Source organism: Arthrobacter sp. THG-b23 (assembly GCF_059091265.1).
This window is the reverse complement of record NZ_JBNHGM010000010.1, coordinates 50,738-64,521: the sequence shown is the minus strand read 5'-3', so window position 1 is coordinate 64,521 and position 13,784 is coordinate 50,738. Positions and strand designations below refer to the sequence as shown.

Below are 13,784 nucleotides of genomic sequence, written 5' to 3'. Positions count from 1 at the left end.
TCTTCGCATGTCCGGCCGCAACGGCGGCGCCCCGCGCTGATGGTTAATCAGCGCATGCCCAGGCGAATCATCCTGAGTGAGGAGAGAAATGACCGTCCGCCCCGTCACTATCACCGGCGAGCCGGTGCTGCACCGCCGTGCACTCGAGGTCGAGAGCTTCGACGACGAGCTCCGCGCGATCATCGATGACATGTTCGAGACGATGGACGAGGCCCACGGCGTAGGGCTGGCGGCTCCGCAGATCGGGGTGGGACTGCGGATCTTCACCTATGAATTCGCCAACGACGACGACGTCCCGCCGCGGGGAGTACTGGTCAATCCGACCCTGGTACTCGGCAAGGTCTCGGGCGCGGAACCCGACCCCGACGAGGAAGACGAGGGCTGCCTGTCAGTGCCAGGACACAGCTACCCCCTGAAGCGGGCCGAGTGGGCCCGCGTCCGAGGGTTCGACGCGGACGGTAGCCCGGTGGATTTCGAGGCGACCGGCTGGTTCGCCCGGGTAATGCAGCACGAGTACGACCATTTGGACGGCAAGCTGTACATTGACCGGCTGAATGAACGGTGGGGCAAGCGGGCTCGGAAGAACATCAAGAGGGAAGGCTGGGGCGTCCCCGGCAACATCTGGCTGCCCGGGGTCGATCCCGATCCGTTCGGCCACTAGCCGTCCGCCGCGCTCGAAGTCCGGAGCTCCCTCTAAAGGGAAGCAAGTTACCGGTCAGCTGTCAGTGAGGCTGGACCTATGGTCCTTTTCGCAGCGGTGCAGATCTTCCAGCGCGATGTCCCGCAGCCGTTTGAGTTCGGCCACGCGCTTTTCCGTCACATTGCCGCGGGCGTAGGCGTCCTGCGCCGCGTCCAGCAGCCGCTGGGCCTCCTTGTGATTGACCTGCGCCCGTTCCCAGCGCGTCATCTCTACCATGCGGCCATTGTAGGAACGGCGCCGCCGCAAAGCCATAGCGTCAGTGGTTCCGTGGACCGCTTCAACCTGCAGGGCCGCCTGCATCGCGACGAAACCGGTTATTAAGCAAGAGTCTACCGATGTCACCGGCCGCTTAACGGCAGAAGCCGGCGGCATTCGCATGCCGCCGGCTTCGCCGTCGTTATTGCCGTCTAAGGGCGATCAGACCGTCTCGGCCACCGGTTCCAGCACGGCCGGGAAGATCTTCGGGTTGACGCCGGCGATCTCCTCGAGCACGCGGACCACCTGGCAGCTGTAGCCGAATTCGTTGTCGTACCAGACGTAGAGCACGGCGTTCTTGCCGCTGGCGATGGTGGCCAGGCCGTCCACGATCCCCGCCCGGCGGGAGCCGACGAAATCGGTGGAGACGACCTCGGGAGAGTCGATGTAGTCGATCTGCTTGCGCAGGTCCGAGTTCAGCGACATGCCGCGCAGGTACTCGTTCAGGCTTTCCTTGGTGGCGTCCTGTTCCAGGTTCAGGTTCAGGATGGCCATGGAAACGTCCGGGGTGGGGACGCGGATGGCGTTGCCGGTGAGCTTGCCTTCCAGCTCCGGCAGGGCCTTGGCCACGGCCTTGGCCGCGCCGGTCTCGGTCAGCACCATGTTCAGCGCGGCGGAGCGGCCGCGGCGGGAACCCTTGTGGAAGTTGTCGATCAGGTTCTGGTCATTGGTGTAGGAGTGCACCGTCTCAACGTGGCCGTGGGCAATGCCGAACTTGTCGTTCAGCGCCTTGAGCACAGGGGTGATGGCGTTGGTGGTGCAGGAGGCGGCGGAGACGATCTTGTCCTCGTCGGTGATGTCTGCGTGGTTCACGCCGTGCACGATGTTCTTCAGGCTGCCCTTGCCCGGTGCGGTGAGGAGCACGCGGGAGACGCCGGGGCACTGCAGGTGCTGGGACAGTCCGGCCTCGTCGCGCCACTTGCCCGTGTTGTCCACCACGATGGCGTCCTTGATGCCGTACTGGGTGTAATCGACGGATGCCGGGTCGTTGGAGTAGATGAACTGGATCAGGGTGCCGTTGGCCTGGATGGTGTTGTTTTTTTCATCCACGGAGATCGTGCCCTCGAAGGGGCCGTGCACGGAGTCGCGGCGCAGCAGGCTGGCGCGCTTGACCAGGTCGTCGTCACTGCCCTTGCGGACCACGACGGCGCGCAGGCGCAGGCCGTGGCCGCCGCCGGAGTGGCCCACCAGGATCCGGGCCAGCAGGCGGCCAATACGGCCGAAGCCGTAGAGCACAACGTCGGTGCTGGTGCGCTCGTCTGCGCCGCGCTTGCCCACGATATCCGCCAGCTCGGAGCGCACGAAGTCCTTCAGCTCGGCGCCGGAACCTTCGTTCTTGAACTTCACCAGCAGCCGGGCCAAATCCACGGAACCTGCGCCGAGGTCCAGCTCGCTCATCGCCTGCAGCACGGGGAAGGTCTCTTCCAGCGGCAGTTCGGCGTCGTCAATCTGCCGGGCGAAGCGGTGCGCCTTCAGGATGCCCACCACGGACTGGTTGATCAGGCTGCGCCCGTGGATGGAGGTGACTACGTTGTTTTCGCGGTACAAGCGCCCGATCATCGGGATCATCGCTTCGGCAAGTGCCTCGCGGTTGGTCCACGTATCCAGGGCCGACTCTGACATCTGGTTCACAGAATTACCTTCCTACATCAGCCGGGTTCTCCGTCGAGCCCGGTTGTCACCGCCGTGGATTTTCACGACGACGCCGGTTGGCCGCGACAGTCTGTCCGGCCACCCGGCACGCCACCGCCAAGTGCCGGCGGGAAGCTTTGTGGATCTGCCCGTTCTCGTCGCCGACTGTCGATCGGCGGCGGGTCAACGCCTATCCGTTATCCATTCTAGAGACTACGCGGAGCACGGATGCACCGTTACGGGTGAACTGCCTCACAGAAGAGATGCTGGCCGGACGGATACCCCTGCCTCGCACCGACGGCGGTGCTCCCCAGGTACGCACCGCCGTCGGCAGTCAAAGGATCAGGCTTTGAAGATGTCCTTCCGGACCCCCATGATGATCCTGTCCCCAGGGTCCGCAGTCTTGAGGTAGCGGACCACGTTCTTGAGGTCCAGTGCGATGCAACCCGCCGTCGGAACGGGATTGGCGTGCAGGAAAATGGCGAACCCCGCGCCCTGCTTAATTGTTTGCCCTGGCCCGCGGTTGTAGTCGATCACCGCACCTTGGCGGTAGTCACCGGTGGGAAGACGCATGTAAAACCACATGTTCTCGTCCGGCCACCGTTCGTAACCCACAGAACCGGCTTCGTAGTACTTGTTGTAGGAGGAGCCGAGCGTCCCGGACCACCTGGACCGTTTGTTCAGCTTCTTGTACTTAAGGTCCGTGCCGGGGTTACCCTCACCGAACGCTTCGTGGACAGTGAAACTGCCCTGCGGGGACCAACGGTACTGGGTGTGGCCGGATGCCACTCCCGGCCGCTTGAAGCCCTTGAGTCCTACAGTCGCGTTGCCCGTTTTCCATTCCTGCTTGTAGACGGAGCCAACACGCACGCAGTTGATGAAACTGGCCTTAGAGGTTCCGTACTTCTCCGCGATGGTGAAGGAGATGCGGTTGGCCCAGCTATGCGCGTAGCGGGTCTTGTTCGCGCCGATCGCCCAGCACTCATTCTTCGGGTACATGACGGCGCCCACCCGAGCCGCCACCAGGGAGCCACCCTGGAAAACCTGCGTGGTCTTGCCGCTACGTTTCACGGCGTCCTGCAAGGGGTAGCCCAACGTGCCATTCTGGCTGCCGCGGGCCTTCCAGCTGTAATTCATCTGTGCGGTCAGGATCCTGGCGCCCGTTGAGGGCGAGTACGCGATCGTTCCCTTTTGGAAGACCTGGATACATCCCTTTGACTTGAGGCCGCACTTCAGGTCGGACGTCGGGTAGCCCATGGTTCCGTTTTGGTAGCCTGCGATCCGGAACTTGTTGTAGATCGGGTGCTGAAGGTTCATGGTGCGTGCACCGGTTTTCGCCGTCCAAACGATGCCGATGCGCTTGGTGCTTTTGGAGGACGGCTTGTAGGTACGGACGCACCCGTTGCCCACCAGTCGGCAGTTGGGATTATTGACCGCAACCAGCTTGAGTAGTTTTGCCTTGGCTTCAATGGCCTTCTTGCCGGCGATAATGTGCGGGGGCGTATAGCTGATGATGCCGCCCTGGAATTGCTGCGAGGCGCTCTTATCGGAGAGGACCTTCATGTCTGTGGTGGGATAGCCGAACTTGCCGTTTTGGTACTGGGCAGCCCGGTAAGTCTCGTAGATGGCGTGCCTAAGGTCCACGGCCTGAGCGCCCGTTGCTGAAGACCAGTAGATACCAATCCGCGCCTTCCCGCCGCCGTCCGTGTACGTACGGACGCAGCCGTTGTCCTTGAGCGTGCAGCGGAAGTCATTGACCGGGCTGAGCTTCAAGGCAGTGGCCTTCGCGGCGATTGCCTTCTGCCCTGCTGCTACATGCGGTGGCTCTCCCAGCGGCTTATCTGTCTCGGGAGCTTCCTCGGGGGCGCTCTGCTGCACGAGTGCTTTTGAACGCTCCCCTGGTGCTTTCTCCCGTTCTGTGGGCACCGAAGGCGTCGGGGTTGCGGGAACGGCTGGCTCTTCCGACGCGCCGCCGGATGGGTCCGCCGGAGTCGAAGGTGAAGAAACAACGTTGGTTGGTGTCGGCTGGGGTTTTGGACCCGTTTCGCCGCCCGGGGCCTCGGTCGGGACGGGGCTTTCGCCATTGTTCGGCATGCCGTCCCGTGTTGGATCAGCGGGTGCGGGCGCATGGGAAGAAGGACTGACCGGTGCCGCCTCGCTGGTAGCGAAGGCGGGCAGGGTCGAGGCGAGCAGCGTCGTGAGGACTGCTGTTGTCAGGCCAACGCGCAACATGGAGCGGAGCGAAGTAAACGACAACGAAGGGCGGTTCATAGTTCCCCCGGCGAGAGATGCAGGCTGGCGATGGAACCAGCTGAGACTGTATCGACCACTGTCGTCTTCGGCCCGCTATATGTAAGGAAAACGCCGGCGAAGTGATATTCCGGGCTGCGAGAGCCACTCGCCTCTGGAAGCCGGCCAACAGCTGGGGAGAGCGGGCTGAGAACGAGCTTGAAGCACTTCGCCCCAGCGCCTACCAGGGGTGGGACGGGTTGGCTTGTAAGCCGGGTTCTGTCACCCTGCGGCAGTTGCCCGCCGCCGGGTGGCGATCATCCATCTAGGAGCACCGTTGCCGGTACCCTCAAGCGGCCTACCCGGACACTCGGGCGAGCAGCCCTCGACCGTGCCCTGTCTGGCCTTGCTCCGGGTGGGGTTTACCTAGCCGTCCCGGTCGCCCGGGGCGCTGGTGGTCTCTTACACCGCCGTTTCACCCTTACCAGGTCCTGCCGAAGCAGTCCTGGCGGTCTGTTTTCTGTGGCACTTGCCTGCGGGTTTCCCCGAGTGGGCGTTACCCACCACCCTGCCCTGTGGAGCCCGGACTTTCCTCGGCAGACTCGTCCTCGCGAACCAGCCCGACGCGATCGCCCAGCCAACCCGTCCCGCCTTCAGGATACGGCCTGCTCCCCCGTCACCCGTAATCTCCCACTTCTGCCGCTTTCCTTCACTGACGACGGCGGCGGACCGCCTTTCGTTCGGCAGAGCCGTGCAACGGTAGGCTCTTACGGTGCTGATTCTTCTTCCGCCTTCCGAAGGGAAGACTGCTGCCGCCAAGGGACACCCATTCGAGCTGCAGGAACTGCAGTTTCCGGAGCTGAACCCGGCCCGCGAGGAGGTGCTGGCGGCCCTGGCCCACGTCAGCCGGAGCCCGGAAGCTGTCACCCATCTGGGCGTCGGAGCCTCGCTGGCTGCGGAGGTGGAACGCAACACACGGCTGCACGACGAACCCTCCGCTCCGGCGCACACCGTCTACTCCGGTGTGCTCTACGACGCCCTCGGCTACCAATCCATGACCGCGGCACAGAAACGGAGGGCGGACGCCGCCGTCGTCGTCATCTCAGCGCTGTGGGGCGCGATCGGGTTTGCAGACAGCATTCCGGCCTACCGGCTGTCCATGTCCGTGGGCCTGCCGGAAATAGGGAAGCTTGCCTCCTATTGGAAGCAGCGGCTCCCCCAGGCGCTGGACACCCGTGCGGAGGGCCACCTGCTGGTGGACTGCCGCTCGAGCACCTACGCTGCCGCTTGGACTCCTGACCCTGCCCGGACCGTAGTGGTCAACGTTTTCCAGGAGCGGAACGGAAAGCGCACCGTGGTCTCGCACTTCGCCAAGCACACACGTGGCGAACTCGCCCGCCACTTGGTGACGAGGCGCGGCATAGCGCCCGAGACACCGGACGCATTGTTGAAGGCTGCGCAGGAACTTTGGCAGGCGGAACTTGTCGAAGGCACGATACGTAAAGCCCACGCGCTGAATATCGTCCTGGCCGCCTCATAGCGATCTGATCCCTAGCCACTACCTCGGCCGAACTCCGGTCACCCCTCGATGGCAGCCAGTAGGTCCTTTTCAAGGTAGGGGGCAAGAGTCTTGCTGAAGGTGGTCGTCAAATGGGATCCGTCGAAGTAGGTGATCAGGCCACCATTCACGCCACTGCAGAACTCGGGACCACATAACCCATTCGTATAGTCCACGGAACTGATAGTCGGTCGATTCACTCGATCTGCCGCTTCGAACAGCGGATCGGGCTTGAGCCATTCTTCCTTCGTCCCCATGCATGCCGATAAGGCGTCCTCGTTCTCCGCCACACAGTCCGGAATCGAGGGGATGTGAGGCTTAGGATACGGAGTGTCACGGATTACAACTACATTGGTACCCGTCGCCGCCCAACGCTGCAGGTAACTCGAATAACCGTGCACGGCCGCTTCAAACTCGCTCTTTCCGTCTGCTTGCACGGGCACGGACAACTCGGACTTGATGACTAAGTCATAGGCGTCCCCGATTGTCTGCTCTTGCGCCCACTTACCGAACTGTTTACACCCTTGTGTCTTCTCGTCGGTATCAAAAACGACCAGCGCGTCAGTCTGGTTGCAGGCACTAGTCAAGTACGTCGTTATAGTCCAGTCGTGTTCCTCAGCCAAGATCTGGAGAGCTGGCAACCAATGCCCCGCATGTGAGTTACCTACCAAGGCCACGTGAACCGAACCGTCACCATAAGTACAGGACTTCCGGGTATCAAACGGCGGGGAATTCCAGCATCCATCTTCGTAGGCGGCTGGTTTGTCGGCTTTGGCCACGGACGGATCCATGATGAGTTCGATGCCAGCTGAACACTCTTCCTTGAGGAGTTGTGCCGCACCGAGGCACTTCGAATCGTTGGCCAGTTGGGCGAAATTTTCCTGGGCTTGTGCTTCTCTGTATCGGCTCTCCCCGACTTGGGCCGCTCCAAGCACGGCACAAAGCAGCATCCCCGCCACGGCAAACCGATAGGTGCGCTTCAAATCCCAGTTATTGTTTCTCCTCCTAAATCGGTCTTCGATCAGGACCTTAGTCAGGTGCGCCAGCAGCAGGACAGCCATGCAGAGGAGAATGTAATCAATCCACCCCAACGTCCCGCCGCTGAGATATGGCAGCAGGACAAGCAGCGGCCAGTGCCACAAATAGACTGAGTACGAGACGTCGCCCAGCCACTGGACCGGCTTGTGCCGAAGAACGATCAGCGGAGATGACGCCGAAGTAGCGTTAGCAAGGATCACCAGGGCGGAGCCGAGCACGGGGAGGGCTGCAGCCATGCCCGGAAAGGCTGTCGCAGAACTGTAACCGAAGGCGGCGATTACGATTCCAACAAGGCCGACCCAGGCCACGAGGCTCGAAACACGGGGAGAAAGCTTGGCACTGTGGAGGGCCCCGGTTAAAGCGACGACGCCTCCGACAGCCATTTCCCACATTCTCGTGGGAGTAATGAAGTACGCTGCCCCAGGCTCCGCCGACGTAAAGTACACGGACGCAAGAAACGATAGGGCTAGGACTGCTACAACAAACAGACTCACGATGTGCCTGAAGCTGACCTTCAACCTTGTACACAGCCATCCTGCAGCCAGAAACAGCACGGGCCAAACCAAGTAGAACTGCTCTTCAACTGAGAGTGACCAGAAATGTTGAGTTGGCCCACCAACTTCGTCAGAAGCGAGATAATCCACCGACAAAGTTGCCAAGACCCAGTTCTGTACGTAGAAAGCCGAAGCGACCACTTGGCCTGCCACCGACTCCCACAATGTGGGGGGCGCGATAAGACGTGTCATGATCAGTGTGCTGACGAGCACAACGAATGCGGCCGGCAACAGCCGCCTAATACGTCTTGCCCAGAAACTTACGAGGTCACGAAAAGTCGCGGGAGGCCTTCGAAGAAGGTGGGTGGTTATGAGGAACCCTGAAATGACGAAGAAAACGTCGACACCGATATAGCCCCCGGGAATCAATTCGGGCCAGAAGTGGTAAGCGACGACTAAAGAAACAGCAACAGCTCGGAGTCCCTGAATGTCAAGGCGAATTCCGGTGGATCGCGCGTTGGTTTTGACTACTGTCATGTCCGCGTCTCGAAGCAACTGTGGGATGAGATTCCTCCTGATTCTGGCGGACTCTCAATAGCCCGAGCAGCGATCATCATCCGAGACGTCAAGCGGCATTGTCAAAACGGAGTGCCGTAATTGTTTTAGTTGCCCCACTCCTCCGAGCGGATCAGGATGCAGCCGGAGTCGGGGCAGAGGACGATATCGTCCGGGGCGGCCTTGCGGATGTCGGCCAGGTCGCCGGGGCTGAGCTGCATGCCGGAGCCCTCGGACTTGCCGTGGAACAGCCGGGCGGCGCCGATGCCCCGATGCGCAAGGGTCTTTTCGTAGACGGCCAGCAGGGACGCCTCGAAGCTGCCGGCCACTTCCTGGCGTTCCGCGGCGGCGGCGGCACGTTCGCTTTCGATGCCGGCGAGCTCTTCGTCGCGGGCACGCTCCAGGCCGGACAGTTCTTCGCGCAGCTGGTCGTTGGCCTGCTGGTGTTCGGCCTGGCGGGTGCGGAGCCCCTCGAGTCGCTCCATCACCTCCAGCTCCACGTCTTCCAGGTCGCTGCGGCGCTTATTCAGCGACACCAGTTCGTGCTGCAGCGCGGTCAGGTCCTTGGGCGAACCCGCTCCGCTGTCCAGACGTTTCTGGTCGCGTTCGATCCGCGACTGGACGGTTTCGACGTCGCCTTCGGCGCGCTTCAACTCGCGTTCGGTGTCCGCTATCTCTGTGTTAAGGGCGACCAGCGACGAGTCGGCGGCGGCCAGCTTCTCCACCAGCGCGTCGATGTCGGCGTTCTTGGCGGTGGCTGCAGCGCGGCGGCTCAGTTGGGTGAGCTTGCCGTCCAGTGCCTGCAGGTCGAGCAGCCTCAGTTGCTCGGAAGCCGGTGCCTTCGCCATGTACGTCCTTTCAAAACGCTGCGGAACCGCTGCGGTTCAGCCTCGTCCTAGCCTACAGTCCTGACGAAGCGCTGCTACCCCGGAGTCAGGACGAAATCCCAGGGATCGGTGTTGGTGACGCTGACCTTCACTTCCACCGTGAAGCCCTGGTCGGCGAGGACATTGTCCAGCGCCACGGACGCGGGCGTCAGCCACAGCCACTCGCTGCCGAAATGCGAGACGTCGATGAGGTACGGCCGGCCGTCCACGGCTCCTTCGCGTGCTTCGGACGCCGGGTGGTGGCGCAGGTCAGCCGTGACATAAACGTCCGCCCGCGAGGCCTGGACCTGATCGAACAGCGAGTCCCCTGCACCGCCGCACACGGCCACGCTACGGATGATCCCGTTGCGGTCGCCGGCCACCTTCACTCCGCCGGCGACGGCGGGCAGGATGCTAAACACCTGCTCGGCGAACTCGCCCAGTGTCTTGGCTTCGGCCAGCTCCCCCACCCGTCCGATGCCTTCTTCCGGCAAACCGTTGTCCGCGGGCGACAGCGGCCGCGCGTCCCGCAGCCCGAGCGCATCGGCCAGCACATCCGAGACGCCGCCGACGGCGCTGTCCGCGTTGGTGTGAACCGTGACCAAGGCGCAGCCGCTTTCGATCAGCCGGTGCACCGCGTCTCCCTTGAAGCTGGTGGTTGCGACCGAATTGACCGGCTTCAGCAGCAGCGGGTGGTGCGTGAGCAGCAGGTCGGCACCCCACTCGATGGCCTCGGCGATCACGTCGGTTGTCGGGTCCACGGCAAACATGACCTTCTGCACTTCGGCCGAGGGCCTGCCGACGACGGGGCCCACAGCGTCCCATTGCTCGGCCAGCGATTCGGGCCAGAGCTCCTCGATGGCCAGCAGCACATCGCCCAGGACCGGCGTCTTCGGCCGCGCTTCGTCCTGCACGGAGGTTTCGGTTCCCCCGGCGGCTTCGGTATCCTCGGCGGTTTCGGTTTTTCCGGTTCCTTCGGTTCCCTCGGGGGCTTTGGTTCCCTCGGGGGCTTCGGCATCCCCTGTGCGGAGCTGTTCGTCGTCGACCATGAATCCTTTTCTACCCCATCCGCGGTGGTCCGCCCACCAGCCGCTGCCCGCGTTCGCGGCCCGGGAACATTCGAGGGGTCCGTGACATTGTTAAGCCATGAAGACTTTTGTGCTTGGCGGAGGCTGCTTTTGGTGCCTGGACGCGGTCTACAACAGGACGCGCGGTGTCACGGAGGTGGTTTCCGGCTACACCGGCGGCCACATGAAAAATCCCTCCTACGAGGCGGTCTGCTCCGGAACGACCGGGCACGCAGAGGTGGTCGCCGTGACGTTCGAGGAAACGGTGGTGCCCGAAGACGTCATCCTGGGAATGTTCTTCGCCTCACACAACCCCACCACCCTGAACCGCCAGGGCTATGACGTCGGGACGCAGTATCGCTCGTCAATGTTCTACGTCGACGACGAACAGAAGCAGACCTTCGAAGCCGCCATCGAGCGCGTGCAGGCGGACTGGCAAGACCCCGTCGTGACCGAGGTTGTGCGGCTGCCCGAGTTCTACCCGGCGGAGGAATACCACCAAAACTTCTACGCCAAGCATCCCGACGCCGGCTACTGCCAGGTGATCATCAATCCCAAGCTGGCCAAGGCTCGAAAATATTACGCCGAATGGCTCACCGCTTAGCTCACGGCTCGCCGCGCTGACTAGTGTGGAAGAAGTTTTGTTACTCCCATCTGTAACGGCCCAACGGCCAGAAGGCAGGAAAACATGGCCCCGATTTACGACGACGTCACCCAGGTTGTGGGGCGTACCCCGCTGGTGCGCCTGAACCGGCTCACCGAGGGCCTGGAGGCCCAGGTCGCCGTGAAGCTGGAGTTCTACAACCCGGCTAACTCGGTCAAGGACCGGATTGGCGTGGCCATCGTCGACGCCGCCGAGAAGGCCGGTGCGCTGAAGCCCGGCGGGACCATCGTGGAGGGCACCTCCGGCAACACCGGCATTGCGCTGGCCATGGTGGGTGCAGCCCGCGGCTACAAGGTGATCCTGACCATGCCGGAGACCATGTCCACTGAGCGCCGGGTCATGCTGCGCGCCTTTGGCGCCGAAATCGTGCTGACTCCCGGTTCCGAGGGGATGCGCGGCGCAGTCGAAAAGGCCAAGGAGATCGTGGCCAACACCGAGAACTCCATCTGGGCCCAGCAGTTCGCCAATGAGGCCAACCCGCTGATCCACCGCACCACCACCGGCGAGGAAATCTGGGCCGACACCGATGGCCAGGTCGACATCCTGGTGGCCGGCATCGGCACCGGCGGCACCATAACCGGCGCCGGCGGCCTGCTGAAGGAGCGCAAGCCCGGCGTCCAGATCATCGCCGTCGAGCCGGAAGACTCCCCCATCCTCACCGGCGGCAACCCCGGCCCGCACAAGATCCAGGGCCTGGGCGCCAACTTCGTGCCGGAGGTACTGAACACCAGCGTTTACGACGAGGTGCTCGACGCGCCGACCTCGGCGTCCGTCGCCGTTGCCCGCGACCTGGGCATTAAGGAAGGCATCCTCGGCGGCATCTCCTCGGGTGCGGCCGTCTGGGCGGCGCTGGAAGTGGCGAAGCGCCCGGAGAACGCCGGTAAGCTGATCGTGGCCGTGGTGCCCGACTTCGGTGAGCGCTACATTTCCACGATCCTGTACGACGACATCCGCGGCTAACCAGCTTCCTCGCCGCCGAGCGGCGCTGTTCAATCAGAAAGAGCACATGGGTTTCCTAGCGCGACTGCGTGAAGACCTCGAGGCCGCCCGGTCGCACGACCCGGCGGCCCGGGGCCGCGTGGAGAATTTCCTGGCCTACTCCGGGCTGCACGCCATCTGGATCCACCGGCTGACCCACAGGATGTGGGCCAACCCGTCCCTACGGCTGCCGGCCCGGCTGATCTCGCAGGCGGGACGCTTCCTGACCGGCATCGAGATCCATCCCGGCGCGACCATCGGCCGCCGCTTCTTCATTGACCACGGCATGGGCGTGGTGATCGGCGAGACCGCCGAAATCGGCGACGACGTGATGCTCTACCACGGCGTCACGCTCGGCGGCCGTTCGCTGGACAAGGTCAAGCGCCACCCCACCATCGGCGACCGGGTGGTCATCGGTGCCGGCGCCAAGGTGCTCGGCCCCGTGGTCATCGGCGCGGACAGCGCCGTCGGCGCCAACGCTGTGGTGGTCAAGGACGCTCCGCCGGAATCCATCATCACCGGCATCCCGGCCACCTTCCGGCACCGCGACCCGCAGCGCGAAACGAAACCCGCCGTCGACCCGGCCGAATACATCGACCCGGCGATGTGGATCTAACGTCCACTGCTGCCTGATAAACGTTGAACCTGGACGAGAGGACAAGCCGTGGGTGAATCGATCCGCATCGGCATAGCCGGCTACGGAAACCTGGGCCGCGGCGTGGAGGCCGCGGTAGCCAAAAACCCCGACATGGAACTGGCCGGGGTCTTCACCCGCCGGTCCCCCGCAGACCTTGCCACGCTGCGCAAGGAGACTGCCGTGTACGCCATGGACGGCCTACCCGCCCACGAAGACAGCATCGACGTGCTGATCCTGTGCGGCGGTTCCAAGGAAGACCTCCCGCAGCAGGGACCGGTCATGTCGGCCCGCTTTAACACGGTGGACAGTTTCGACACGCACGCCCGCATCCCGGAATACTTCGACGCCGTTGACGCGCCGGCGCGGGCCGCCGGAAAGACTTCGCTGATTTCCGCCGGGTGGGACCCGGGCATGTTCTCCATCAACCGGGTTTATGGCGAAGCCCTCCTGCCCGACGGCGACACCTACACCTTCTGGGGCCGCGGATTGAGCCAGGGGCACTCCGACGCCGTCCGCCGGGTACCCGGTGTCGCAGCCGGCGTGCAGTACACCTCCCCTTCGGAAGCCGCCATCGAGCAGGTGCGCGACGGCAGCCGCCCGCACCTGGAAACGCGGCAGAAGCACACCCGTGAATGCTTCGTCGTGCTGGCAGACGGCGCCGACGCCGACGCAGTCCGCGAGGCCATCGTGACCATGCCGCACTACTTCGACCAGTACGATACCGAGGTCCATTTCATTTCGGCCGAAGAACTGGCCCGCGACCACAGCGCCATGCCGCACGGCGGGATGACCATCCGCAGCGGCAACACCAGCGCCGAGCACGCCCAGGTCATCGAGTACGGACTCACGCTGGAGAGCAACCCGGAGTTCACCGCCAGCGTCCTGGTGGCCTACGCCCGGGCCGTGCACCGCCTGCACCAGCAGGGCAGGTTCGGCGCCATCACCGTCTTCGACGTACCGCCCGGCCTGCTTTCCCCCAAATCGGCGGCCCAACTGCGCGCCGAGCTGCTGTAGCCCTCGTCGTCGGCTGGTTGGCTCGACCATCAAGCCTGTGAGAGGCCCCTCCGCTACACTTCGGAGGGGCCTCTGCCACGTAGCCGGCTTACTCGTG

The 13,784-nt window shown here is 63.5% G+C and carries 12 protein-coding genes and 1 other RNA gene; 6 read left to right on the top strand and 7 right to left on the bottom strand.

Annotated features, from left to right (window positions below):
* Nucleotides 1-88 precede the first annotated feature (88 nt).
* Entirely contained in the window at nt 89-661 is a 573-nt protein-coding gene (gene def, locus AC5RVD_RS15390; RefSeq protein ID WP_494127401.1) for a peptide deformylase, read from the top strand.
* A gap of 54 nt (nt 662-715) precedes the next feature.
* On the opposite strand, the gene AC5RVD_RS15385 is transcribed toward def, so the two are convergent.
* The 4 genes from AC5RVD_RS15385 to rnpB form a co-directional block, all read right to left on the bottom strand.
* A complete protein-coding gene (locus tag AC5RVD_RS15385; RefSeq protein ID WP_494127400.1) occupies nt 716-916 on the bottom strand; it encodes a hypothetical protein in 201 nt (66 codons plus the stop codon).
* 201 nt (nt 917-1,117) lie between these two features.
* On the bottom strand, nt 1,118-2,578 hold the full coding sequence (locus AC5RVD_RS15380; protein WP_494127437.1) for a glyceraldehyde-3-phosphate dehydrogenase: 1,461 nt from the start codon (nt 2,576-2,578) through the stop codon (nt 1,118-1,120).
* Between the two features lie 351 nt (nt 2,579-2,929).
* Nucleotides 2,930-4,819 carry a L,D-transpeptidase family protein gene (locus AC5RVD_RS15375; RefSeq protein ID WP_494127399.1) on the bottom strand — a complete coding sequence of 630 codons (1,890 nt, stop codon included), beginning with the start codon at nt 4,817-4,819 and terminating at the stop codon, nt 2,930-2,932.
* A 249-nt stretch (nt 4,820-5,068) separates the two neighbouring features.
* Nucleotides 5,069-5,461, bottom strand: an RNA gene (rnpB, locus tag AC5RVD_RS15370) — RNase P RNA component class A.
* Nucleotides 5,462-5,588: 127 nt separating this feature from the next.
* Between rnpB and AC5RVD_RS15365 the strand changes: the two genes are divergently transcribed.
* Nucleotides 5,589-6,356: a YaaA family protein gene (locus AC5RVD_RS15365; protein ID WP_494127398.1), complete on the top strand. Its 768-nt coding sequence runs from the start codon at nt 5,589-5,591 to the stop codon at nt 6,354-6,356.
* 38 nt (nt 6,357-6,394) lie between these two features.
* On the opposite strand, the gene AC5RVD_RS15360 is transcribed toward AC5RVD_RS15365, so the two are convergent.
* From AC5RVD_RS15360 to AC5RVD_RS15350, 3 genes are all read right to left on the bottom strand, one after another.
* Complete coding sequence (locus AC5RVD_RS15360) at nt 6,395-8,443, bottom strand: acyltransferase family protein (RefSeq protein WP_494127397.1); 2,049 nt, start codon at nt 8,441-8,443, stop codon at nt 6,395-6,397.
* Between the two features lie 125 nt (nt 8,444-8,568).
* Nucleotides 8,569-9,309: a zinc ribbon domain-containing protein gene (locus tag AC5RVD_RS15355; RefSeq protein WP_494127396.1), complete on the bottom strand. Its 741-nt coding sequence runs from the start codon at nt 9,307-9,309 to the stop codon at nt 8,569-8,571.
* Between the two features lie 74 nt (nt 9,310-9,383).
* Nucleotides 9,384-10,376 (bottom strand): Nif3-like dinuclear metal center hexameric protein, encoded by a 993-nt coding sequence (locus AC5RVD_RS15350; RefSeq protein WP_494127395.1) that lies wholly within the window; start codon nt 10,374-10,376, stop codon nt 9,384-9,386.
* 97 nt (nt 10,377-10,473) lie between these two features.
* On the opposite strand from AC5RVD_RS15350, the gene msrA reads away from it, so the two are divergent.
* The 4 genes from msrA to AC5RVD_RS15330 all read left to right on the top strand — a co-directional run bounded on the left by msrA (nt 10,474) and on the right by AC5RVD_RS15330 (nt 13,687).
* The gene (gene msrA, locus AC5RVD_RS15345; RefSeq protein WP_494127394.1) at nt 10,474-10,998 is read left to right on the top strand and encodes a peptide-methionine (S)-S-oxide reductase MsrA; all 525 of its coding nucleotides are present in this window, start codon (nt 10,474-10,476) and stop codon (nt 10,996-10,998) included.
* 84 nt (nt 10,999-11,082) lie between these two features.
* Nucleotides 11,083-12,018, top strand: coding sequence for a cysteine synthase A (cysK, locus tag AC5RVD_RS15340; protein ID WP_494112038.1), 936 nt, complete (start codon nt 11,083-11,085; stop codon nt 12,016-12,018).
* 46 nt (nt 12,019-12,064) lie between these two features.
* Nucleotides 12,065-12,652, top strand: a complete 588-nt coding sequence (epsC, locus tag AC5RVD_RS15335) for a serine O-acetyltransferase EpsC (protein ID WP_494112037.1) — start codon at nt 12,065-12,067, stop codon at nt 12,650-12,652.
* Between the two features lie 48 nt (nt 12,653-12,700).
* Nucleotides 12,701-13,687, top strand: coding sequence for a diaminopimelate dehydrogenase (locus AC5RVD_RS15330; RefSeq protein WP_494127393.1), 987 nt, complete (start codon nt 12,701-12,703; stop codon nt 13,685-13,687).
* Nucleotides 13,688-13,784 lie beyond the last annotated feature (97 nt).